Below are 23,018 nucleotides of genomic sequence, written 5' to 3' on the forward strand. Positions count from 1 at the left end.
ATGTCATTAGTCTAGTTATAGGTGGCGATCGCCTGTGACAGTTGCGTAAGTCCTGGATCGAAATGATTGCCGCTCAACAGAGCTAGCGCTGGCGTTGCATAACGCTTTGCACAACTCTATGCAGGAGTATTGCCTTTGATTGATTTCCTCTAAGCTTACACGAACGGTTGCAGCAATATGCAATAGCAAAACACTCAAAGCGCAAATACTGTTTTATTCCTACATTTCCTCGCTAAAAGTTTCACATAATAATCAGTATACCATTGTTGAATGAGTATATACAATATTTTCAATCAACTTTCAGCATAATAGAAGTAAGCTATAGAAACGAATTTGCTTGTTTGAAGTCAGCAGTGTGCATTCTGAATTCAATAAAGCTCACTTCTAGCCAATAACTAAAACCCAACTCTTCAAATGTCGTCACTTTATCGTTAAGTTATTCATCACTTTTATTTATCGTTTTGAAAAAAAAGAAGATTTGCTTTCATTTAGTTGAAACCCTTAATATTGAAGCCATACGCGGTCAAGGTAAGTACCTTCCGGAGAAAAAAAATCACCAATATCATTGACGATTGAGCAATCTCCTGAACTGCCCTCACTTCGAGAAGCAGAGAAGGACAAGGAAAAACAGTATTGAATAATAGTAAACAACGATGATGACTTGGCTAATTAGTACATTAGTTATTGGAATCTCTGCGGCTTTTGCAACCACTTTTGATGACAATTTATACCTGACAGCTTTCTTCGGAAAAGTCAATCGCACTTTTCGTCCTAAGCATATTGTTCTGGGTGAATTTCTTGGATTCACTGCATTAGTGTTTGCAAGTTTGCCTGGTTTCTTTGGTGGTTTAGTCATTCCAGAAGCATGGATTGGATTGCTGGGCTTGCTTCCGATTGCTATTGGTATCAGTCATCTCATGAGTCGAGAAGACCAACAAGAGGTTGTATTGCAGACAGTCTCAGTTGACTTACCCTCTCCTGCCAAATCTAGACCCCATAAGAAATCACTGTTGGAAACTTTACGCGATCCCCAAACTTACCGTGTTTCTTCAGTGACTATTGCCAATGGAGGAAACAACATTGGCATCTACGTGCCATTATTTGCTAGTAGCAATCTCCCAAGTTTGGGGGTAATACTTTGTGTTTGCTATTTCACAGTTGGGGTGTGGTGCTGTCTGTCTTACTTCATGACTCGTAATCCTCTGATGGCTCCTCTTCTGGCTCGTTATGGTCGAAAAGTCTTCCCACTTGTCTTAATCTGGCTGGGATTCTCTATTCTGATGAAAAGTGAAAGCTATCGACTTTTTATCCCGTCTTGAGCCGTTTTTCAGTTGGGCAATTGCGCAAAGCCCACGGTTTTTTATCATTCAAATATAACAGGAAACGATATGATATTTTTTCTGGATAAACACTTATAAAAACGAAGAACCTCACCCGCCTCCGGCACCCTCTCCGCGATTTCGGAGAGGGTTGAATTAATATTTGATATTTAAGTCAGTCAATTGCTTGAGTTTGTCTGGATTGACAACAATGAAAACAGATTGAATGCGGTTATCCCTAAAATCAAATGTCATAACACTGTGGAGGCGATCGCTTTGCTCACATATTTTGCACCTGGAAATTTGCAGCGGAGACAGCCTTTGTTTACATAGCCGCACATGAATAGTGTGTCGGGTCAAGTATTTGTTGTGCAAATTTGCGATGCTCCCAAACAGAGGCATCCTGCTTGGCGCAGCTAATCCTGGTTGCCCGCACTCAACGCTTGTGATACTTTTTGCCGTCGTTCCTGAAGTTTATTTTCGATGAGTTTGGCAAGAAGCCAGGAGATAGAGCGTTCTTCCTCTTGTGCCCATGCCTCCAACTCTGCTTTCAGTTCCGGGGAAATGTACGTTGTTACACCAGACAATAGAGTTTTGCCGCCCATTTCAAAATTTATGTATTGCGTAGATAGTACTTACCATAGCATTTTACTGTAGCTTTTATAATTATATCATATGCTATGCTATGCTACAACAGCATACCTTCAGTTGACATCTCACCATGAATATCCTTGATAACCTCTTCACCCAGCCCGTTACTCAACGGCAAAGTCGTGGTATTAGCCTCAAGTCCCAACGTGAAATTGAAATTATGCGTCAAGCAGCTTCGATTGTTGCAACTGTGCTAAAAGAGATTTCTCAAATAGTGCAACCTGGGATGACGACTGGTGACTTAGATGCTTACGCAGAGAAACGCATCCGGGAAATGGGTGCAACACCAAGTTTCAAGGGATACCACGGATTTCCCGGCTCTATCTGCGCTTCGATTAATCATGAAGCTGTGCATGGCATCCCTAGTTGTAAGCGGGTGATTCGACCTGGAGATGTTTTGAAGGTTGATACAGCGGCTTGTTATCAGAACTTTCACGGTGATTCTTGTATCACTATTGCTGTGGGTAAGGTGTCCCCAAAAGCAGAAAAGTTAATTCAAGTTGCGGAAGAGGCACTCTACAAGGGAATTGAGCAAGTCAAAGCAGGAGCATATCTGATGGATATTGCGGGTGCTGTTCAAGACTGTGTAGAAGCACACGGCTTCAGTGTTCTTGAAAACTACACTGGGCACGGGATTGGTCGCAACATGCACGAAGAACCTTCAGTGTTCAACTTTCGTACTCGTGAAATGCCAAATGTGAAACTCCGGGCTGGAATGACATTAACAATCGAACCGATTGTGACTGCTGGTTCTAAACAGACCCGTACGCTATCAGACCGTTGGACTGTAGTCACATTAGACAAATCTTTAGCTGCTCAGTTTGAGCATACATTGCTTGTGACTGACAATGGATACGAAATCTTAACTGACCGCACAAAGGTTTAGTAATTCGTCAAACCAAGCAGGTAGTCAGGCAATACGGTTCGGTAGTGTCGGTATCTATCCCCTTGCAAGCACCGAGGAAGAGGGACAACAGAAGCAGGGGTGGAGAAAAGAACTGATTTTTCTTCTCCTGCCTCAAGAGCCTCAAGACTCAAATTAGAACGTAAAAAAATAGATTATAAATCTTTGCTGTTTTAGTATATTCTTCTTTATTGAGAGAAGCTTGAAAAATGTAATTTTAATTACTACATAAAGATAAAAATCATGCAAAAATACAGGACTTTGCTGAGGTTGTTGCTTACGTCGTGTATATGTGTAGGAAGCGTGATGAAACCGGGCGGTAGGACGCAGGCGGCTATCGAGGGTTCTTGTAGCGCCCAGGCAGATAAAGTACCACGAATCGCCCTGATTTCAGCATTTTCTGGGGAAGCGGATCGCCTCGTTAGCGAAATGCAACTGAATAATGGAGCCAACCGATTCGACGGCTGTACGGTGATCAATGGTCATCGCTTCAGCAAAGGGAAGCTGCGTGGCAAAAATGTGGTGGTGCTGCTAACAAATATTAGTGTTGTGAATGCCTCTATGGTTACCCAGTTGACCTTAGATAAATTTCGCATCACAAATGTTATCTTCAGTGGAGTCGCCGGAGGAATTGGCGGTATCGGAGCAAATGACGACAATCCAGATACGCCCAACGAGACTCCAATCGGATCGGTTACCATTCCGGAACGCTGGGGCTTTCATCAAGAAATGTATTTCAACAATACCCGAGATACAGTTCCCTGTGCTTTATCAGTCGGATTGCAACTCAACTATACGCTACAAGAGCCATCACAGGAAGCTCAAACCTGTAACTTTATATCCGGAACCGCACAATCGCTAGGGTTCGCTAATACCGAGACAGTCTTTGCACCGGATGCGAAAAATGCCTTTTTACGTAACACCAATGTCAGTTCCGATGACATACCCCAGTATTTCTTAGATGCAAATAATGTACAGCAACTCCGCTCAGTGCCGTTTCCAGGTGTACCCACCAATCCAAACACAGATCAGAATCTCAAATTCTGGTTTACCGTCGATCCACAAATGTTTGCCAAGGCTCGCCAAATTAATGTTGAACTCCTGAACTGTGCACCAGTCGATACGAGCGGTAAGTGTAACAGTACGCCGCTCGATCCCGCTCCTCGTCTGATTGTGGGTGGAAACGGACTTACTGGTCCTACTTTTGTCGATAATGCTGCCTATCGCAAATACGTCGCGACAAATTTAAACTTCGATGAACGCGGTAACAAGAACAACAATACTGAGGTGCTGGTTGCGGATATGGAAACCACAGCTTCGGCAATGGTAGCTTTTTCCAATCGCGTACCCTTTATTGCAGTACGGAGTGTCTCGGATCTTGCGGGCGGTGGTGAGCAGTCAGCAGCAGCACAACTGCAGACTTTCTTTGCAGTAGCGGCTGAAAACCAAGCACGTGTCGTGTTGAAGCTGGTAGAGTTACTGTAGCAGGAATTTGACTGTACAAAAGGCTGGTTACTGCAACGGAGTGGCTCACCATTTCCTCAACTTACCCAGCCTACCGAACACGGGCTTTGCCCATTTCCCACCCAGCAGATCGTGCAGCAGAATGTAAAAACAGGGGATGAGAAACAGCGTCAAGAGTGTGGCGATCGCCATCCCAAAAAACACGACAATCCCCAATGGCTGCAAAAACTCTGAACCTTCGCCAATACCCAAAGCTAACGGAAACAGTCCCAAAATAGTCGTGACTGTAGTCATCATAATCGGACGCAAACGTTGAGGGGCAGCTTTGAGGATGGCTGTGCGGCGATCGCAACCTTCCTCTTCTCGAATTTGATTAGCCAGTTCTACCATGAGAATTCCCGCGTTTACCACAATACCCACCAGCAGCACCGCACCAACTATCACCGTTGCGCCAATAGCTGTTTTAGTGACGTAAAGTCCAAAAATCCCCCCAGCTAAAGCTAGTGGTACAGTCAACATAATGATTAAAGGGTCAATCAGCGAGTTGTATTGCACAGCCATGACGACGAAAATTAAGAACGTCGCTAGCGCACCCATAGTTTTCAATGAGTTTTGCAACTGCTGATTCGTTTCCTGTGCGGAACTTGGTATAATCGTAACGCCATCAGGTAACTGAATTTCCTTGACTATTTCATTCACTTGTGCTATAGCGTCACCTAGACTAGCTCCCTCGCTAAGGTTACCTGCAATCACGAAAACTTGACGTTGGTTAATTCGCTGAACCTCTCCTGGTGCTTGACCCTCCTCAATACGGGCAACATCTAAAAGGCGGACTTGTTGGTTGTTTTGTGTAAATAACGGTAATCCTTCTAACTGGGAAGGACGCTCAATTGCTTCTTGATTTAACTCTACGCGTACATCAACTAGGCGGTTACCGCGTTGAATTTGCGTGGGAACTGAACCTTCAATAGCAGTTTGAATTGTTTCACCAATTTGTTGGGCTGTCAGTCCCAAAGCTGCAACTCTTTCCCAGTCAGGACGAATTTGTACTTCTGGTTGACGCGGATCAGCATCTGGTCGAAATCTAGCGAGTGTAGCCTTTTCTTCTAAAGCTTGCAGGAGTTGTCTACCTGCTTGCTGTAAGTTTTGTTCATCGTTACCTTGCAGAATAACATCAACTTCTGAACCTTGAGCTGGGGTATTACTCAAGATTAAACCCCGTACCTGACCAGGACTCAAGCGCAGCAAAATTCCTGCTAAATTGAGTTTATTAAATTCCTGATTAACCTTTTGGACAAACTTCTCAACATCTTTATCTGGTTTGAGATTGATAGTACTGCTGGCGCGCAAAGGATTTTCTGTTGTGTTGCTACCAAAGAGAAAACCACCTACGGTTGAGAAAACATAGTCAGTTTCTGGTTGCTTCATCAAGATATCATCCACAACCTGCATGACTTTCTGAGAAGTTGCCAAAGGAGTACCTGGAGGAAACTGCACTCTTAAATTGGCTTGTCCTGTATTGATGCGCGGTAAGATTTCTTGAGAAATTTGACCTGCCATAAACAAACTGCCACCGCCTAAAATGAGAAAAACGATAGTGACGGCTATTATCCGATAACGTATAACGTTCTTTAACAACTTAGCGTATAAAATTGTTGCATCTTCAAAGCGGCGATTAAACTGGCGCAGTAGCCAAAACTCTCTGATACGACTAGACCAAGGAATTGCCAGAAGTCGAGAACACAGCATCGGTACGACTGTGACAGCGACAACCAAAGAAGCAGCGACTGCAAAGCCAATCGTCAGAATCATCTCATTAAATAGCAGTGAGATAAAGCCGCCAATGAGCAAGAATGGGACTACAGAAACTAAGTTGGCAGCAGTCGCAGCGACTAATGCAGATTCGACTTCTTGGGAAGATGCAATTGTAGTCTCGATAAAGAATTTTGAATTGGGTTTTTTCCCCATTTCCTTATCTGCCAATTTCTCCGTCTGCTTCTGATTGGGAGTCATGCCTGTTTTTTCAGCAACGTTCTCCAAAATGACGACTGATGTGTCAATTGCTTGACCGATGCCCAAAGTAAGACCTGCTAAACTGAACACATTCAAAGTCAAGCCGAATAGTTTCATTAAGGCGATCGCCGCCAAAGTACACAGCGGAATTGCCAAACTAATAATAAATGTTTGCCGTATTGATCCCAAAAATAACAGCACTGCTGCTGCTGCTAACAACGCCCCAGAAACTGCTGATGTAATTACATCATTCAACGAATTGCGGATGAAGCGAGATTCATCTGTTGTAGGGGTCAAAACCATATCAGATCGAATCAAGCCAGAACCTCGCAATTGCTCAATCCGTTTCTTCACGCCATCTACAACGTTGATTGTATTGGCATCAGGCTGCTTTTGAATTGAAACTTTCACCGCTGGCTGACGGTTTAAATAAACGAAGATTCGCTGTTCTTCTGTACCATCACTGACTTCAGCGAAGTCTCGTAGATAAACGCGGCGAGGAGGAGATGAGGTGGATGAGGTGGATGGGGATGAGGAGGATGAGGGAGATGAGGAGACTTGAAAAGAGAGGTTGCTGATTTCATCTGCGTTTTTGAAGCGTCCCACCGTGCGGGTTAATGGTTCAGAATTTTTCCCTAAAATCCTACCACCAGATATATCTTGGTTGCGGGCTGTGAGTTGATTGAGTACATCAGTTAACCCAACACCCAACGCTTGCAAGCGCCTTAAGTCAACAAGCACCCGTACTTCTTCTTCAGCAGCACCAGAGATATCAACAGAAGCAACTCCTTGGACAACACTGAGTTCGCGAGACAGTTCCTCATCTGCAAATACCCGCAAATCTTTACCTTGTAAAGAAGGAGATGTCAGCGCCAATTCGTAGATTGGTTGTTGGGAAGGGTCAAATTTAAATATACGCGGTTCTTCAATAGTATCTGGCAGTTGTCCTCTGCCTCGGTTAAAAGCAGCAGTAGCATCATTTAAAGCTTGATCGATATCGCCTCCTGGCTGGAAAAATAAATCGAGGCTAACCTGTCCCTCACGAGTGCGGGAAAAAACTTGCACTACATTCTCTGTAGCTGATAAAGCTTCTTCCAAAGGTCTAGTGATTTCATCTACCGCCACTTCAGGTGATATACCAGGTGCTTCCAGCCGCACACCAATTCGCGGATAAGTAATTGATGGTAATAAATCTACTTGGATCGTTGTCAGAAAAAATATCCCAACAACAATCACCGCCACGGTGAGCATAAGTGTGCCTATATGCTGGCGAATTGAAATGGCACTAATACTAAATCCGCTAGTCTGGTTTACCTGCTGCATGATACTAAATGCTGAGTACTGAGTATTGTTGTCTCGGTATATTAGACCTCTGTTGGAAAACAATGTAGAGACGTTACATGTAACGGAGCCACTCGCGTGCGCGGTTTTCCCGCGTTGAGCGATGTGGCGTTCTCTACAAGAGTTTCACGTAACGCATAATTAATTTCTGGAGATGTCTATTGAATACTGCTCTACGATGCTTGCTCAGAAAGAATAGAAAGACGTACAATACTGCCATCTTTCAATGGTCTGCCACTACGAGTCACAAATCTTTCTCCTGGTTGCAAGCCAGATAAAACTTCTACGTTGGCATCAGCCCTTTCTCCAAGCGTTACGGCTCTTGCTGTCACCGTTACTTTATCACCTGCTTGTGTCACAACAAATACCGTCCCTTGACGCTTAGAGACTGGGGATTGAGAAGATGAGGAAGATGAGGAAGCAGATTGCCCCTTGTCTCCTTGTCCTCTTGTCCCCTTGTCTCCTGAAGTCCCCTGAAGTGCTACCTCAGGTATGATGACTCGCGCTTGTGTCTGGGTTTCAAAATTAACTCTTGCCAACAAACCACTACCAATCTTACCGTCCCTGTTGGGAATGACGACTTCAACTGGTATCAAACGAGCTGTTGTATCGGCGGCTGGGGAAATGCGTGTCACTTGCCCAGTGTATGTTTGGTTAGGGAAAGCATCTAACTGCACTTTTACAGATTGCCCTAAGCGAATTTTCCCCAGTTCTAATTCCGAAACTTGAACCACGACTTTGACGCGGCTGAAATCACCTATTCTCAAGGCTTCATTCCCCGGTTGGAGAAGATTTCCTGGTTCTGTCATCTTTTCTAAAACTGCCCCAGTAATCGGGGATGTGAGCTTTGCATAAGAACGGCGTTCTTTCGCTTCTGCAACCACAGCTTGTTGAGCAACGACTCTACCTTGGGCTGCGGCGAGGGCTTGCTGTTGTGTGCGAACTTGCTCTTGTGCAGCACGAAGTGCTTGGGCAGCTGTTCGGGCTTCGGTGCGTGCTTGTTCGGCTGTTTGTTGTGCGATCGCCCCCTCTTTCACAAGTTTCTGCTGCCTTTGTGAGTCTGCTTGTGCTTGTACCAGTTGTGCTCGCGCTTTTTCTACCTCCGCACGGGCATTGCTAACTCTGGCTCTTTCCCGTGCGACTTCTGACTTGAGTGCTGCCAGTTCTGCTTCTGCTTGATTTTGAGCAGTTCTTAAGAGGGCATCATCTATCTGTGCGATGATTTGTCCTTGCTTGACAGCATCACCTACATCGACATTTAATGCCAAAAGGCTTCCTTCTACGCGCGATCGCAATGACACTGTACGGAATGGTGTGGTAGTCCCTGTATATTCTGGATCTTGTCGCAACACACCAGTACGGGCAATCGATGCATCGACAGGAACCGCACCGCCTCCCTGTTGCTTACCTCCAGGACGCTGTGATTCAGCTTCTGCTGATTCATTTGGAAGCGAACCGCAACCTGCTGTCAGTAGTCCTATGCTTAGTACAGAAGTAATTAAAATCTTCTTTCTTAAGAGTTGCATTTTTTTAGATGTTGGCTGTCTCAAAAAACAGTCTCTATTTTTCTACCTTTCGCTGTGTGTGAATTTGTGTGCTACTTTCCGCTGCTGATTTCCTTACTTAATCATCTATGCACGCTCCTATCAGGCTGTTTTGGGTTAGCCTAGTCGTTTGATTTTCTAATGATTTTCTTAAATTTAATACTCTAAATAAAAATGACTACTAAAGATAAACACCTCCTGTACTTTCTACAGTTTTGCGAGAACTATTGTTTTTTATGTTAGAATAATGCAAATTTTCTTAAGTTGATTCTAACTATTTTTAAATTTTATTGACTCTATCTATAGGTCAGCTATCTCATCTCGTCTGAAAGGAAAATACGACAGGCTTAAATAGCAAAAAGGTGGTTAAACTCTATATATAACAGAGATTCCCCGTCTTGGTGACGAAGAAAGACAAGGAAGACGACGAGTGAGCAAAACAAGTCAAAAGTCAAATGAAAACAAGCTCTGTCTATACAGATGACACTTTCTATCTACTGGTTCAAAGACTGCAAATTTTTATTTGGATAAACTCTACTTTTGTGTTTTTGCTTTTTGCTTCAAATAATTCTCAAAGAAACAAAAACAAGCTGTAACGCCTTAACGTTAATACTGATTTGTGAGAGCCGGCAAGAATCAAAAGTCCTAAGCAATTATTGACTTTTTACTCTTGACAAATGATCTGTCATAACTATATCAAAAGATTGTTTGAACTCGTGACTCACTATCAAAGACTCGATTTTCCAAAAATGTTTATGTACGACCCGGTGTTTTTACAACTCCTGCGCGGATTGCTATATACGCGCAACAGCTGATCTATTTCTCCTGCGAGCATCCCAAATGTGTAAGTTATAAGCTGTTACGCTTTTAACTTGCATATTATTTTGGTTTAGTCAATCATTGAAACCCTCTTCCCTTCTGCCTTCTGCCGTCTGCCTTCTGCCTTGCTGTTGTGCATTTTTAATGCACAACAGCTTATCAAACCCAGATAATAAATTGTCATTGCGAGCGCAACGTAGTGAGACCAGCGCGAATGACGGCTTTCCCGACAGAGGCGACTGGCGTTAGCCCGGAGGGCGTGCGCTTTGCGCATACCCGAAGGGTGAACAGTGAAACTGATAACTGATAACTGTAAAAAAAATCTTGATTACATTGACTTTACTAATGATGAGTAGAGACCCGGAATTCCGCGTCTCTACTTCTATCACTTATGTAAAAAATTTGATTTAGCGCTCATCAACGGGAAGACCAGGAGCGTTTATATCCAGTTCTTCACGACGAATTGTATCTTGAGCCTCAACCGTGTCTTGGTCTACCACTTTCCTGACTCTGACTTCTTCACGTACAAAAGCTTCTTTGCGAACCTCAGCTGTTTCTTCGTAAATTTCCACGCGAGCAACTTCTCCTTCACGGAAGGTTGCTTCACCAGGAGCAACTGCTCTACCAGCATCTGCTGGAGTAACTCGCTCAACAACAACTCGATCTTTTTCTACTGGAACCGCAACTCGTGCAGTTTCAGTTTCAATGTGTTTACCAACTGTTACTTCCCCAGCTTTCTGGCGTCTCTTGTTAGCAACTAGCCGTTCTTCATACAATCTGAGGGTTTGATGATCCTGCTCGTTCAGATTGAACAACGGAGCGTCTTGCTCGTATTTGTATGTATTACGGTCGTAAGTGGGATTGACCGCTGCAGGTGTTGGCTGATATCCTGCTGTCGCAGCTGAATATGTTGGGTCTATTAAAGCAGCAGATGATTCCAGAGGAGTTGCTGTATCTACAGGAGTCCGATATGTACCGCGTACCCGCTCTTCATAGTCGTAATCAAGAACGTCGTGCTCATTGTACTCAGGTAATCTTTCGGCTTGTTCTCTGGTGATTCCAATTGCATAGACGCGATCAACGTTATAGTCGATGCGAGAACGACCAACTGGTAATAAGACTTTCTTGCCAAAAATCCAGAAACCTAAGTCAACAACTAAATAGCGGAAATGGCCATCTTCATCAACTAAAACATCACCGACAGTGCCGACCTTTTCATCGCTTCCTTCTGCGTAAACGCCCATTCCTTTGATGTCATTACCTTGAAAAGTATCTTTGTAGTCTGGGTCGAAGTCTGCAATTTTATATAAACCCATGTTAATTTCCTCTCAACCTATTTTTTACTTTCTTATCTATGATGTTAAAAGGTTATCTAATGTGCTCCATCTCCCTAACGACTGAATCAGTTGATGTTACTAGTATTCCAAAGTGATAGTTTTTTTGTAATGAATTGACTTGCTTTTTTTTAATTTTTATACTTTTTTTTTAAAACAAGACTTTCAAATAACAAAGACAGGCAAAAGATGAGTCTTCCTCCTCTTCCTCTTGCCTGTCTGATTTTCTAGTACAGCTCTATTCAAAAAGTTTTGGAAAAAGCAATTTAAACAAGGTTATTTGGAGTTACATCAGTTTGAGCTATGGGTAAATCTCCTTGGGTCCGAACATCTAACTCTTCCCGACGAATTGTTTCTTGTGCTTCAACCGTCTCTGTCTCAACTACTTTTTTGATGCGGACTTCTTCACGTACAAACGCCTCTTTACGAATCTCAGGGGTTTCTTCGTAGATTTCTATACGCGCTACTTCCCCTTCTTGAAACTTAAGTTCACTGGGATTTACTACTGTCCCTGCATTTGTAGGATTAACTCGCTCAATCACAACTCGTTCTCTTTCAATTGGTACTGAAACACTTGCTGTTTCTGTTTCAATGTGTTTACCAACTGTTACTTCTCCTGTCTTGATACGGCTTTTATTGGCAATCAGCCGCTCTTCGTATAGTTTGAAAGTTTGATGGTTCTGGTCATTCAAGTTGTACAGGGATGGATCCTGTTGGTAGTTGTAGGTATCGCGATCATAAGTCAAACCACTAGAGCTTGGACGATAAGTCTTACGTAGCTGCTCTTCATAATCGTAATCAACAGTTATGTCGTCTTTGTACACAGGCAAACTTTGCACTTGCTCTTTGCTCAGCCCATCGACATAAACGCGCCGCTGATTATAATCAATCTGGGATAGACCAATTGGTAGCAATATTCTTTTATGAGAAGAATTGTATTGAGTATCTATAACTAAATAACGAAAACGACCATCTGCATCAACTAGCGCATCGGCAACTGAGCCAACTCTGACTCCACCTTCTGTATATAAGTCTAAAGCTTTGATATCGTCGCCACCAAAAGTTTCTCGATAATTTGGATCAAAGTCTGCAAGTTTATAGAGAGGCATAATTTTGTTACCACATTAAGAAAAGTGTGTATCCTTTTTTAAACTAAGAACAAATTGAATCTTTGTCATCTTGCTGGCGGCTTAATTTATCTAATTAATAATCAGTCATTAGTCATCACTCATTAATTAGTAGACTATTGATGAAAGGGTAAATAGCTGTATATATATTCCCAAAGATAGGCTGATAATCGAAATGTAACTCGTTATGATTAAAACTAAATATGTCTATGGTAAGATACAAAAGTTATGTTCTAATCATTAAGACATAACTTTAGAGATTCAAAAGATAGAGAGCTACAATCTATTGTGATGAAAACTACTAATCTAAAATATAAAACTTGAAAAAAATGTCTGGTCAAGCTTGGCTATCGCAGCTCAAACAACATAAGGTAATTGCAGTTGTCCGCGCCCCAGAAGTTTCCTTGACACGCCAAATGGCTTTGGCTGTGGCATCTGGGGGAATACAATTAATTGAAATTACCTGGAATAGTGCTGGTGCGACTGAACTTATTACACAACTAAGAGTAGAATTACCTAATTGTACTATTGGAACTGGTACGCTGCTAAATTTACAACAAATGCAGGAAGCAATTGCAGCGGGGGCGCAATTTCTCTTCACTCCCCACGTTGATCCAGTGATGATTCAAGCAGCAGTCGATATAGGCGTACCGATTATACCAGGAGCACTCTCCCCAACGGAAATAGTGACTGCTTGGTCTTGTGGGGCAAGCTGTGTCAAGGTGTTTCCTGTAGAAGCGGTGGGAGGAGTCAGTTATATCAGAAGTTTGCGAGGACCTTTGGGTCACATTCCCTTGATTCCGACAGGGGGTGTGACTTTAGAAAATGCCAAGGAATTTTTACAAGCAGGGGCGATCGCAGTCGGTTTGAGTAGTCAATTGTTTCCCAAAGAGTTTGTAGATACACAAAACTGGCAGGCGATCGCCCAAAAAGCAGCAAGCTTGATGCAAAAAATGAGTTAGTCGTGTTATGTCCTTGCAAAGGGCTGACTTCAAGTATGCCTCCTTATCTAAACTTTGGCGGATATTGTAGCTGATGCATCAATTTGTCTAAAATTAAACAAAACAGCAGTATTTTGATGCAATAAAATAGGAATTATAGGAGAAAGCGAAAACTTTCCCCAAACGGCTGTTATTTGAGTGTATCTATGATGAACAGTCTAACTTCTCCTATATCGATGCGTCCCTTGAAGCTCTTTATAACTGGAATGGCACTGACTTTAAACGTTTTTTTGAGTGCTTCAAATCAGGTTTGGGCACAATCAAAAAGCCAGACGATTAAAGGACAAGTAGTAGTGCTACAACAATCTCAGCAGCGTTGGATTCAAATTGATCTTTCAAGCCAACGCTTAACAGCTTGGGAGGGTGACAAACCTGTCTATACATTTATTATTTCGACAGGTAAGAAATCCACCCCAACTCCTACTGGTGTTTTTCAAATTCAATCCAAGCACAAGTCTGCCCGAATGCAAGGTGAGGACTATGACATTCCCGACGTTCCATATACTATGTATTACAGCGGAAGTTATGGAATTCATGGTGCTTACTGGCATAAAAAATTTGGGACACCAATAAGTCACGGCTGTATAAATGTCGCTCCCAAAAAGGCTAAGTTGCTGTTTAACTGGGCATCGATAGGAACGCCTGTGGTAGTGCAAAGGTAGGAACTGGGTTATACGTGCGCAGTGATACCTCACCCCGCCCTCACGGGCACCCCTCTCCTTTGTTCGTACGTATACCTCACCCCGCCCTCACGGGCACCCCTCTCCTTATTAAGGAGAGGGGATAAGGTTGAGGTCACTGATGCACACTTTAGTATAAAAGTTTACTAAAAGCCATGTTTATCAGTTATCAGTTATCAGTTATCAGTTTCACTGTTCACTGATTTAACTCAACTGTGCCACAACTTGATTCTCCAAAAGCGTTTCACTTGTCAACAAGTCCTCAACTGTGATTCGTAAAAAGCGTTGTTCATCAACTTGAAAGCCGACTTTAATGCGATCGCTCCCCGGAAACCCTGGTGGTGTCAGTTGGGCAATTGATCTTGCCCCATCTTTATCATTAAGGGATTTGACGTTTGTTTGACAGCTGGCTGCACTGCGAGTAATCAGGCGATCGCCATCAAAATAAACTTCCGTACCGCCCGTATCCGCACCCAACTCACCCATAATTAATTCAACGCTGGGCTGACTCTCCACAGAAGCGCCCAAAACTAATTCTACTGGCTGAGTCATTGGGTAAGGCTGACCAACTTTAATAATAGGATGCCAGCTATGGCATTTGTTGCGACGGTCCCAGTAACGGATACCATAGCTATGGTAGAGAAAATCTTTCACCTCCACGCCTTGAGCAACTTGTAAAGCACCTTGAGCAATAGCTTCAAAAGGACGCTCACAACGAATTTTTTCAGGTTCAAAATACTGCTTAACCCATGTTTGTACTGCGCTAAGTTGCACAGTTCCACCGACAAGTAAAACAGCGTTAATATCTGAAACTTCTATCCCTTGGCGTCGTGCTTGCTGCAACAGAGAAGTCATCGACTCATCAAGTCGTTCAAAAAATGAGTGTTCTGTAAGGATAGTGTTTAGAGTATCGCGGTTGAGATCTAACTCATAACTCTCAAACGTCTCATCGTTGAAATAAACTTCGCTTGCTTGGGTTTGAGTTGAAAGTTGAATCTTTACTCTTTCTGCGAGTCGCGTTGTCAGAGGACTCACCACCAACCCTTGAGTTTTGGCAAAGTAATCAACTAGCCAATTATCAATGTCAGTCCCACCCAAATTCTGCCCAGCTTTCGCCAACACGCGAGCGGTTTTTACCTTTTGTTTTGAGTCTTCGGCTAAAGATTTATTACCCCACTTGAGAAGAAACCCTACGGGCTTTTGAGTTCTTTGCACGGTTTGATCTAGCCGCACCAAAGATAAATCTAAGGTTCCGCCGCCAAAGTCAATTACCAAGAGAATTTCTTGGTCTGCCAAGCCATAGCCCAAAGCTGCTGCTGTTGGTTCATCCAGCATCCGCACCTGTTCAACGTTGAGGGTTTGGCAAACTTGTCCCAGCCAGTGGCGATAAGCCTCAAAGCTATCTACAGGTACAGTTAACACCAGAGAATCTATTCCCCCTTGCAGTGGTGCCAATTGCTCTATGATTTGAGAGAGGAACAATTGTCCTACCTGCTCAAAAGTGACAATTTGTCCATCCAACTCTGGTAAGAAACCTTGGATGTCTGCACCAATACCGCGTTTAAAGCTGCGGAAAAATCGCGGGTCATTTTTGAGGTCAAAACCGCGATCGCGCACCTGTTGACCCAATAACACTTGCCCCTTTGAGGCGTCTTCAACATAAACCAAGCTAGGAATGAGTGGCGGATTGAGACTTTGTTGAACAGATAAACCAGGTATGTTGAGCGTTTCTGGTTGTTGGGTAACAGGATTCCAACGAGCGATCACAGTGTTGCTTGTACCAAAATCTATTGCTATTGCCATAATTTTTTAATCATCTCACGCAAAGAAGCAAAGCATGAGATTATTTTCTCATCTCAAACCTCCGCAAGGGGACTTCTGCCATAAGCACACTAGCCTTGGCGGTAGTGGCGTCGGCACGATTAGTTTTTCTCTGGCTTCTCTCGTTCCTATGCTCTGCATGGGAATGCCTAAAAGTGGGCTGCTGCCTCCCAATGATTATATTGAGGCAGCAGCTATGCTGCCACCTCTCGTTAGTGTTGCAAGGGAGCGGAATTTATTGCAGCCACCAAGAGCGTAAATGGGCGATCGCCTCTTCCTTGTGTTTCGCTTCGACTTCTATCCAAGGCGCTTCTCGGTAAACACTGGGCATTGCGTTAATAAACTCACTATGTTTTCTATCCCGAAAAGCTTCTTCACCGTTGGAAATGTGGACTAACTGCCAGTCTGGGTTAGCCCAAGTTTCTCTTGCAGCATAAAACATTTGGGCAACACTTGGATCGTCGTAACTGTCTAAACTTTCATGACAGATATGGTGATGAGCATCAAATACCAATGGTATGCCAGCCCGTTGACAAACTTCTAAAATTTCACTCGCACTGTAGGCGTATTCGTCATTTTCCAAAGTCAAGCGGCTTTTGATGTTTTCTGGTAATTCAGAAATAACATCCACCAGTTGATCCCGACGTTGAGATTTGCCACCATGAATGTTCATTAACGACCAAGAAGAACGCGGTAAACCTAGTAAATCTAGCGTGCGGGCGTGTCGATCTAAAATTTTAATACTTAATGCCACCACTTGCGGTGAATCAGAACTGAGGACGACGTATTGATCTGGGTGCAATACCATTCGGATACCTAATTTTAGCGCTCTTTGCCCGATTTTGGCTAAATCTGCGCTCATCTTCTCTAGAACAGTTGCGCCGACTTGATCCTCTAAGTCACTCATCGGGAATAAACCAGAGGACATTCGATAAAGCCGTATAGAATTGCGCACACAGAAAGTTAACGCCAAATCCAAGCGCTGTAAGTTCTCCCGATAAATGACTTTTAAGGCAGTTTCACGTTGTTCCTCTGGGAGTTCTAAGTAGCGCTTACGCGTTATTGTCCGGAAGCGCACGTCTTTGGAAAATGTAATGCAAACCAATCCTAAGTGCACAACAGCAGTTTTTTGCAACTGCTGTGCAGGTGAATTGTTAATTGCAACCCCTGATGGGGATTTCGACTCCCGCACTGCTGACATATGACATATTGCTATCACTTTCTTGATTTAACTCATTTCTGCCCAGGAATGATGAGTATCCAAAGGCAGAAGTCACCCGTTACAGAGTTGAGTTTAAACGTGCAAAAATCTTTTTTCCGCTTGTCTTGCTTGCGATCTTCTCAGGATCCAAAAGCTTCTTTCGTAGAGACGATAAAACAAGGTTGATCGAGCATATCTGTTTACACAAAGATTAATAGCGAAAAATTAATGATTATTAAGTTATTTATCCAAAAATAAATCAATATTTACATTGAAGGATGGAAAATCTATTGACAAAAAGTACATCTAGATTATGTTATCCTCACAACATGAGGATATGTACCTTTTGGCAGTTATGTCAAGTACCTTAAAGATTGTTAAATATATGAAAGAAATATAAAGCTCAACAGCCAGAGTCAGAAAAACTTTCAGCTGAGGGAACAATAACACCTGAAATTTACTAGTGGCTGGTATCCGCCGCTGGTGCATCCTCTAACCATCAGATTCTTCACCAAGGTCGAAAATCATGAAAAATCGGCACTCATCAGAGTCTAAGCAATTTGTCGGAAATATAAAGAATGGAATTTGGGTGTTTGGTATATCGTCGTGGCTATTTGGTATAACTGATCGCAGTATTGCTTCGTTTTCCGATGGTTATCTGTCTGCTTTGGATCTAACGCAACTATTTACAGCTGCAATCTTCCTTGTGGCTTGGTGGTTTCTCAAGCCTACATCTAGGGTATAGTTCCATTTTCTATGTTTGATTTGGAATGGGATGCACTCTTTTGCAGCGATAAAACTAAAATAGGATACTGGAACTTTAGTCATGATTGGTGCGATTTTTCTCAAAAAAAGTCAAGGTTGAATGTCTGATCTCGACAAAATCCATTTTCTACCGATTGCGCTCGCATACGCCAAAACCTTATTTGTCAATACCTTTGACTTTTTCTATTGTCACTAGAATTAATGACAATAGAAAAGGTTTTGTGCGACTGGTTCTAACTTTTGCCAAATAACATGAGTTAAGTTATTTGATTTGGATTTTGTTGAGGTTAGAGGATGTTTGGGAAGCATCGTTTTGTACCAAAATTTATCCGGGACTCCCCTAAATCCCCGATGTCTTGGGAGGATCCCAATTTTCTGAACATATTGCGAGCTTTCCGGCTCGCACTGCATTTGGCAGAAATTTGAAATAAAGTTCTTTTTACGACAATACAGTTACTGAGAAGAGACTTTGTAATAACGATAACCAATGCTAGAGACGTTGCCCTTCGGGTATCTCCTGCGGAGACGCTGCGCGTTCGCCCTCTGGGCGTGCGCTTGCGCTTACGGCAGTTGCTAACTCCTGCGGAGACGCTGCGCGAACAAGTCGGGGAACCCGCTGTTAGCACCTGCCTCACATGCAACGTCTCTACATGTGTGAGACCAAGTTGCAATTCCCAGATAGCACAAGTCAATTGCAAGTGAAACGTAGACCCCGAGGGGGCTTCCGGCTTTCTTCGCCATCTCTTTGCCAGCTACTACAACATCATGCAACTTGATATGAAATCTCCAAAAACTTTTTAAGCTCTTCCGTAAAGATTCACGCTGCCATTGTATTTAGTTAAAGTCGCTGAAGAATTTGTCAATCATGAATAATGAATAAATTAGATTCGCAAGCTCTGCAAAGAAAAATCCTGATTTTGGTAAATAAGGTAATTCCTGTAAGTAGGATTTTCTGAAAAATCATTAGTGTTTTAGCAGTTTACATTTGGATGTAACACCTTATTGCTGAAAAAAATGTGTATTTTACCCAAGTGATAACTGCCATAATTATTATCCAAACATCAGGGAAATCTAAAATTATTCACAATTCCTAATTCTTCAGTTTGTCTTGCTAAAATGTTGCAGATATTCAACTTCAATAGATTCAAGAAACGTCAAATGAGACATCAAAAACTATCTCCTGGGCTGCTATTAGCATTTGAAGACTATCAACGGGAAGGACAAGAAGCTTTAATTCCGCAGGTCAGAATGCTGAGTATAGTTCCCCCGAAAAACAATCTCAAGCCAATCCGTAGCATCGTTTTTATCTACTGTGATGAAAATGCAGACTTGAGTCATTTATCACAACACGGTATTGAAGTCAACCAAAATAGAGGACACGTGCGGACGGCGTTCTTACCTGTACAAAGTTTAGACGCCTTATCTGATGACCCTGCTATTGAGCGCATCAAGCCATCGCGCAAACTTAAATTGCACATGGACGTTGCCAAAAGCACAGTACACATACCGGAGTTTAGAAAGAAAAATAGTAACCTTACTGGCAAGGGAGTGATTATCGGTATTATCGACAGCGGCATTGATCCGAAGCACCCCGCCTTTAAAGGACGCATTTTACGCATCTGGGACCAAACACTGTCTGGTTCTGGAGTGATAGAAGGTAAATATGGAGCGGAATTAACTGGCTCGCTACTGACAGTTTCCCAAGATACAAACGGTCACGGGACTCACGTTGCTGGAATTGCTGCTGGTATGGATGCTACCTATGGTGGTGTCGCACCAGAGGCAGAATTGCTCATCGTCAAAAGCGACTTGGATGAAGGTCACATTGCCGATGCTGTCCGCTACATCTTCCGCGTCGCCCGAGAATTGGGACGTCCAGCCGTTGTGAATATGAGTTTGGGGGGACACTTTGACCCTCATGATGGAAGTGACTCGCTATCAAAAGTTATTGACTCTGAAACTGGTCCCGGACGCATAGTTTGCTGTGCTGCTGGTAACGAGGGCAACGATAACATTCACGCTCAAGCAATTGTTCCTCCTGGTAAAACTCATACCATGCGCTTCAACGTACCATTAAATCAAGCCAGCATAGCAACGTTAAACAGTTGGTACTCTAGTGCAGGTCAATTAGAAGTGTCTTTGCGTAGTCCCAACGGTTTCGTTACCCCGTTCCAACCAGTCATTGCTGATGGCAACTATATAAAAGAATACACCTTACAAGATTCGCAGGTGCAAGTTGCAACACCAAAACGCGATCCAGGCAACGGCGATTATAACGTTTTAGTACAAATTCGCGGTAAAGGGAAAGGTAATTATACTCCACCTGTCCAGGGTGGAATTTGGCAGTTGCGGTTCAAAAACACTTCAGCCAAAGATGTGCGGTTGGATGTGTGGACATTAGATGGGTCAAGCTTATTCACCGGTCAAAGTATCGCTGACTCAGTGAAAATTGGTTCACCTGGATGTGCCAGCAGTGCAATTACAGTTGCTGCTTATACAACCAAAGAGAAGTACACTGACATAGACAATAAACTCGAAGAAATGGGCTTCTCTTTGAATACAATTTCTGATTTCAGCAGTGAAGGACCTCTGCGGAATGATGCTAAAAAACCGGATGTCGCAGCACCAGGAGCGATGATTGTTTCTACTCTTTCCTCCAATGCCAATTCTGATCGCTCAATGATCATTAATTCCAAGTTCATGGCGTTAGCTGGTACGAGTATGGCTGCACCCTTCATCAGTGGCTTAGTCGCACTGCTGTTGCAGCGTAACCCCAAGCTTGACCCAGTTGCTATTAAAGAACTGCTACGTAAAAATAGTTCCATACCAAAAAAACCACCTGGAACCTTTGATAGCAAATGGGGTTATGGACTGATTGATGCACAAAATCTGTAGTTGGACGTACAGATAAGTGCATTAAGTCTGTATAAGGATAGGTAATGATAACCTAATAATTTGATAGGTTGATAATAGGGTAAGCTATTTTGCTTGCCCTTGTTGACTTACTGGAAGGTTTTTATGAATTATCAAAAGCTAGATACGGCCCTTGCAGTAGCGCTCAATGACGTTAATAACTCACAAGAGCCTAGTTTAAAAGTTTTTATTCATACTCAAAATGACGCAAATTATACGGAGACAACTGCCGTATTAGAAAATTTAGGCGTTGCTGATGTGACTCCTGAAAAGGATGTTTTCACCGCAACCCTATCACCAAATGCAATTTCTCAGTTGTCGGAGCAGCCTTGGGTGCAATATATTAAGCTGTCTCAAAATTTGCATTTGGTAAATCAGAAAATTAAAGGCGGTATGAAATTTTTTAAATAGCATTAAGAGTAATGTAAGTACGAGCGCCGAAGACGACTGCTCCGGAGCATCGCGCTTTTGAACTCACGACTGACGGGGAACACATCTCCGTCTTTTTTATTATGTAAAGTTAAAATTATTGCCAGTACCTTAAGTTGTTTTGTATTTTTAAGCTTTGATTCCGGAAACCGTAGTAATACTAGTGAAGTTAAAAACAACAATTTGTGCTGAAGCTGTGAAAACCTATCTGCTTACCCTTACCAGATTGTTGGTCATTTGAAAATTTTTTATAAATACCATAATCTTCCCTCCCCCCCTTTATTCGCGGTCTCAGCTAGCCCTAAACTGTAGGTGAGAGTTGAAAGGCAGTCGGGAGAAATCTTGTGAAAAAAGTTTTGGCAATAATCCTTGGAGGGGGTGCAGGTACCCGCCTTTATCCACTCACCAAATTACGCGCTAAACCAGCCGTACCAGTGGCTGGGAAATATCGTTTGATCGATATTCCAGTCAGTAACTGTATAAACTCAGAAATATTTAAAATCTATGTTCTGACTCAATTCAACTCTGCTTCGTTGAATCGTCACATCGCCCGTACCTACAGCTTTGCTGGCTTCACAGAGGGTTTTGTAGAAGTTCTAGCTGCACAGCAAACCCCAGATAGCCTCAACTGGTTCCAAGGTACAGCTGATGCAGTTCGCAAGTACTTGTGGTTGATAGAAGAGTGGGACGTAGATGAATATCTTATTCTTTCTGGTGACCACTTGTACCGCATGGACTACCGTCAGTTCGTACACCGTCACAGGGAAACTGAAGCTGATATAACTCTCTCAGTGCTACCAATTGATGAACGCCGTGCCTCTGACTTTGGCTTGGTGAAAATTGATGAGTCTGGTAGGATAATCAATTTCAGCGAAAAACCCAAAGGTGATGCTTTAAAGGGGATGCGCGTTGATACAACTGTACTGGGATTAACTCCAGAACAGGCTCAAGAACAGCCCCACATTGCCTCAATGGGGATTTATGTGTTTAAAAAAGAAGTTTTGATTAAGCTGTTGAAAGAAGCTTCAGAACGGACAGATTTTGGAAAAGAAATTATTCCCGATGCCGCAAACAATTACAACGTTCAAGCCTACTTATACGATGGATACTGGGAAGATATCGGAACAATCGAGGCATTTTATGATGCAAATTTAGCACTGACCAAACAACCTCAGCCGTCGTTTAGCTTCTACGATGAAGAAGCGCCAATTTATACTCGATCTCGTTACCTACCTCCCAGTAAGATCTTAGATTCCCAAATCACAGAATCAATGATTAGTGAAGGTTGCATTCTGAAAAATTGCCGGATTGAACATTCGGTGTTGGGAGTGCGATCGCGCGTTGAAGCTGGCTGCGTCATCCAAGATTCCCTAATCATGGGAGCAGATTTCTATCAGCCTTTCGCTGAACGCCAGTCCGACTGCGAAACTAAGGGAGTTTCTTTAGGCATTGGTGCTAACACTACAATTCGTCGTGCCATCATTGATAAAAATGCTCGCATAGGTTGTGATGTGCAAATTATCAATAAAGATAATGTCCAAGAAGCTGAGCGCGAGAATCAAGGATTCTATATCAAAAGTGGTATCGTTGTCGTGCTAAAAAATGCCATCATTCCCGATGGAACCATTATTTAGTCATTAGTCATTAGTCATTAGTCAACAATTAGGGGGGTCACGGGGGTAAGGGAATAAG

General features: G+C 42.9%; 17 protein-coding genes. 10 read left to right on the plus strand and 7 right to left on the minus strand.

The features are described from left to right. Window positions 1-656 precede the first annotated feature (656 nt). Window positions 657-1,319, plus strand: coding sequence for a cadmium resistance transporter (locus DP116_RS12195; RefSeq protein ID WP_169155454.1), 663 nt, complete (start codon window positions 657-659; stop codon window positions 1,317-1,319). 416 nt (window positions 1,320-1,735) lie between these two features. Here the strand turns inward: DP116_RS12195 and DP116_RS12200 are convergent, their stop codons facing one another. After that, complete coding sequence (locus DP116_RS12200) at window positions 1,736-1,924, minus strand: ribbon-helix-helix domain-containing protein (RefSeq protein ID WP_211173227.1); 189 nt, start codon at window positions 1,922-1,924, stop codon at window positions 1,736-1,738. Window positions 1,925-2,040: 116 nt separating this feature from the next. Here DP116_RS12200 and map point away from each other — a divergent pair, with 116 nt between their 5' ends. Both map and DP116_RS12210 read left to right on the plus strand, forming a co-directional pair. Next, window positions 2,041-2,856: a type I methionyl aminopeptidase gene (map, locus tag DP116_RS12205; RefSeq protein WP_169155441.1), complete on the plus strand. Its 816-nt coding sequence runs from the start codon at window positions 2,041-2,043 to the stop codon at window positions 2,854-2,856. A 324-nt stretch (window positions 2,857-3,180) separates the two neighbouring features. Beyond that, on the plus strand, window positions 3,181-4,359 hold the full coding sequence (locus DP116_RS12210) for a phosphorylase family protein (protein ID WP_169155456.1): 1,179 nt from the start codon (window positions 3,181-3,183) through the stop codon (window positions 4,357-4,359). Window positions 4,360-4,404: 45 nt separating this feature from the next. Here the strand turns inward: DP116_RS12210 and DP116_RS12215 are convergent, their stop codons facing one another. The 4 genes from DP116_RS12215 to DP116_RS12230 all read right to left on the minus strand — a co-directional run bounded on the left by DP116_RS12215 (window position 4,405) and on the right by DP116_RS12230 (window position 12,498). Beyond that, window positions 4,405-7,674, minus strand: a complete 3,270-nt coding sequence (locus DP116_RS12215) for an efflux RND transporter permease subunit (protein ID WP_169155442.1) — start codon at window positions 7,672-7,674, stop codon at window positions 4,405-4,407. A gap of 191 nt (window positions 7,675-7,865) precedes the next feature. Further along, window positions 7,866-9,218, minus strand: coding sequence for an efflux RND transporter periplasmic adaptor subunit (locus DP116_RS12220; protein WP_169155443.1), 1,353 nt, complete (start codon window positions 9,216-9,218; stop codon window positions 7,866-7,868). A gap of 1,244 nt (window positions 9,219-10,462) precedes the next feature. Next, window positions 10,463-11,371 (minus strand): DUF2382 domain-containing protein, encoded by a 909-nt coding sequence (locus DP116_RS12225; protein WP_169155444.1) that lies wholly within the window; start codon window positions 11,369-11,371, stop codon window positions 10,463-10,465. A gap of 284 nt (window positions 11,372-11,655) precedes the next feature. Then, window positions 11,656-12,498 carry a DUF2382 domain-containing protein gene (locus DP116_RS12230; RefSeq protein WP_169155445.1) on the minus strand — a complete coding sequence of 281 codons (843 nt, stop codon included), beginning with the start codon at window positions 12,496-12,498 and terminating at the stop codon, window positions 11,656-11,658. Window positions 12,499-12,845: 347 nt separating this feature from the next. On the opposite strand from DP116_RS12230, the gene DP116_RS12235 reads away from it, so the two are divergent. Next, window positions 12,846-13,478: a bifunctional 4-hydroxy-2-oxoglutarate aldolase/2-dehydro-3-deoxy-phosphogluconate aldolase gene (locus tag DP116_RS12235; protein WP_169155446.1), complete on the plus strand. Its 633-nt coding sequence runs from the start codon at window positions 12,846-12,848 to the stop codon at window positions 13,476-13,478. A 188-nt stretch (window positions 13,479-13,666) separates the two neighbouring features. Then, window positions 13,667-14,179, plus strand: a complete 513-nt coding sequence (locus DP116_RS12240) for a L,D-transpeptidase (RefSeq protein ID WP_169155457.1) — start codon at window positions 13,667-13,669, stop codon at window positions 14,177-14,179. Between the two features lie 222 nt (window positions 14,180-14,401). Here the strand turns inward: DP116_RS12240 and DP116_RS12245 are convergent, their stop codons facing one another. Next, entirely contained in the window at window positions 14,402-16,000 is a 1,599-nt protein-coding gene (locus DP116_RS12245; protein ID WP_169155447.1) for an Hsp70 family protein, read from the minus strand. A gap of 34 nt (window positions 16,001-16,034) precedes the next feature. On the opposite strand from DP116_RS12245, the gene DP116_RS12250 reads away from it, so the two are divergent. Then, window positions 16,035-16,277, plus strand: coding sequence for a hypothetical protein (locus tag DP116_RS12250; RefSeq protein ID WP_169155448.1), 243 nt, complete (start codon window positions 16,035-16,037; stop codon window positions 16,275-16,277). Here the strand turns inward: DP116_RS12250 and uvsE are convergent. Then, window positions 16,254-17,219, minus strand: coding sequence for a UV DNA damage repair endonuclease UvsE (gene uvsE, locus DP116_RS12255; protein WP_169155449.1), 966 nt, complete (start codon window positions 17,217-17,219; stop codon window positions 16,254-16,256). The two genes, DP116_RS12250 and uvsE, sit on opposite strands and share 24 nt — an antisense overlap. 526 nt (window positions 17,220-17,745) lie before the next feature. Here uvsE and DP116_RS12260 point away from each other — a divergent pair. The 4 genes from DP116_RS12260 to DP116_RS12275 all read left to right on the plus strand — a co-directional run bounded on the left by DP116_RS12260 (window position 17,746) and on the right by DP116_RS12275 (window position 22,960). Beyond that, a complete protein-coding gene (locus DP116_RS12260) occupies window positions 17,746-17,964 on the plus strand; it encodes a hypothetical protein (RefSeq protein WP_169155450.1) in 219 nt (72 codons plus the stop codon). 1,178 nt (window positions 17,965-19,142) lie between these two features. Continuing rightward, a complete protein-coding gene (locus DP116_RS12265) occupies window positions 19,143-20,879 on the plus strand; it encodes a S8 family peptidase (protein ID WP_169155451.1) in 1,737 nt (578 codons plus the stop codon). A 123-nt stretch (window positions 20,880-21,002) separates the two neighbouring features. After that, on the plus strand, window positions 21,003-21,308 hold the full coding sequence (locus DP116_RS12270) for a hypothetical protein (RefSeq protein WP_169155452.1): 306 nt from the start codon (window positions 21,003-21,005) through the stop codon (window positions 21,306-21,308). A gap of 362 nt (window positions 21,309-21,670) precedes the next feature. After that, window positions 21,671-22,960 (plus strand): glucose-1-phosphate adenylyltransferase, encoded by a 1,290-nt coding sequence (locus DP116_RS12275; protein WP_169155453.1) that lies wholly within the window; start codon window positions 21,671-21,673, stop codon window positions 22,958-22,960. Window positions 22,961-23,018: the final 58 nt, after the last annotated feature.

Source organism: Brasilonema bromeliae SPC951, from assembly GCF_012912135.1.
GTDB lineage: Bacteria > Cyanobacteriota > Cyanobacteriia > Cyanobacteriales > Nostocaceae > Brasilonema > Brasilonema bromeliae.

What these genes read in the sequence shown, in the direction of transcription:
- DP116_RS12210 (WP_169155456.1), top strand. Translation starts at nt 3,181, where the DNA reads ATGAAACCGGGCGGTAGGACGCAGGCGGCTATCGAGGGTTCTTGTAGC.
- DP116_RS12195 (WP_169155454.1), top strand. Translation starts at nt 657, where the DNA reads ATGACTTGGCTAATTAGTACATTAGTTATTGGAATCTCTGCGGCTTTT.
- map (WP_169155441.1), top strand. Translation starts at nt 2,041, where the DNA reads ATGAATATCCTTGATAACCTCTTCACCCAGCCCGTTACTCAACGGCAA.
- DP116_RS12225 (WP_169155444.1), bottom strand. Translation starts at nt 11,371, where the DNA reads ATGGGTTTATATAAAATTGCAGACTTCGACCCAGACTACAAAGATACT.
- DP116_RS12260 (WP_169155450.1), top strand. Translation starts at nt 17,746, where the DNA reads ATGAAAAATCGGCACTCATCAGAGTCTAAGCAATTTGTCGGAAATATA.
- DP116_RS12240 (WP_169155457.1), top strand. Translation starts at nt 13,667, where the DNA reads ATGAACAGTCTAACTTCTCCTATATCGATGCGTCCCTTGAAGCTCTTT.
- DP116_RS12200 (WP_211173227.1), bottom strand. Translation starts at nt 1,924, where the DNA reads ATGGGCGGCAAAACTCTATTGTCTGGTGTAACAACGTACATTTCCCCG.
- DP116_RS12250 (WP_169155448.1), top strand. Translation starts at nt 16,035, where the DNA reads ATGAGATTATTTTCTCATCTCAAACCTCCGCAAGGGGACTTCTGCCAT.
- DP116_RS12220 (WP_169155443.1), bottom strand. Translation starts at nt 9,218, where the DNA reads ATGCAACTCTTAAGAAAGAAGATTTTAATTACTTCTGTACTAAGCATA.
- DP116_RS12265 (WP_169155451.1), top strand. Translation starts at nt 19,143, where the DNA reads ATGAGACATCAAAAACTATCTCCTGGGCTGCTATTAGCATTTGAAGAC.
- uvsE (WP_169155449.1), bottom strand. Translation starts at nt 17,219, where the DNA reads ATGTCAGCAGTGCGGGAGTCGAAATCCCCATCAGGGGTTGCAATTAAC.
- DP116_RS12215 (WP_169155442.1), bottom strand. Translation starts at nt 7,674, where the DNA reads ATGCAGCAGGTAAACCAGACTAGCGGATTTAGTATTAGTGCCATTTCA.
- DP116_RS12235 (WP_169155446.1), top strand. Translation starts at nt 12,846, where the DNA reads ATGTCTGGTCAAGCTTGGCTATCGCAGCTCAAACAACATAAGGTAATT.
- DP116_RS12270 (WP_169155452.1), top strand. Translation starts at nt 21,003, where the DNA reads ATGAATTATCAAAAGCTAGATACGGCCCTTGCAGTAGCGCTCAATGAC.
- DP116_RS12230 (WP_169155445.1), bottom strand. Translation starts at nt 12,498, where the DNA reads ATGCCTCTCTATAAACTTGCAGACTTTGATCCAAATTATCGAGAAACT.
- DP116_RS12245 (WP_169155447.1), bottom strand. Translation starts at nt 16,000, where the DNA reads ATGGCAATAGCAATAGATTTTGGTACAAGCAACACTGTGATCGCTCGT.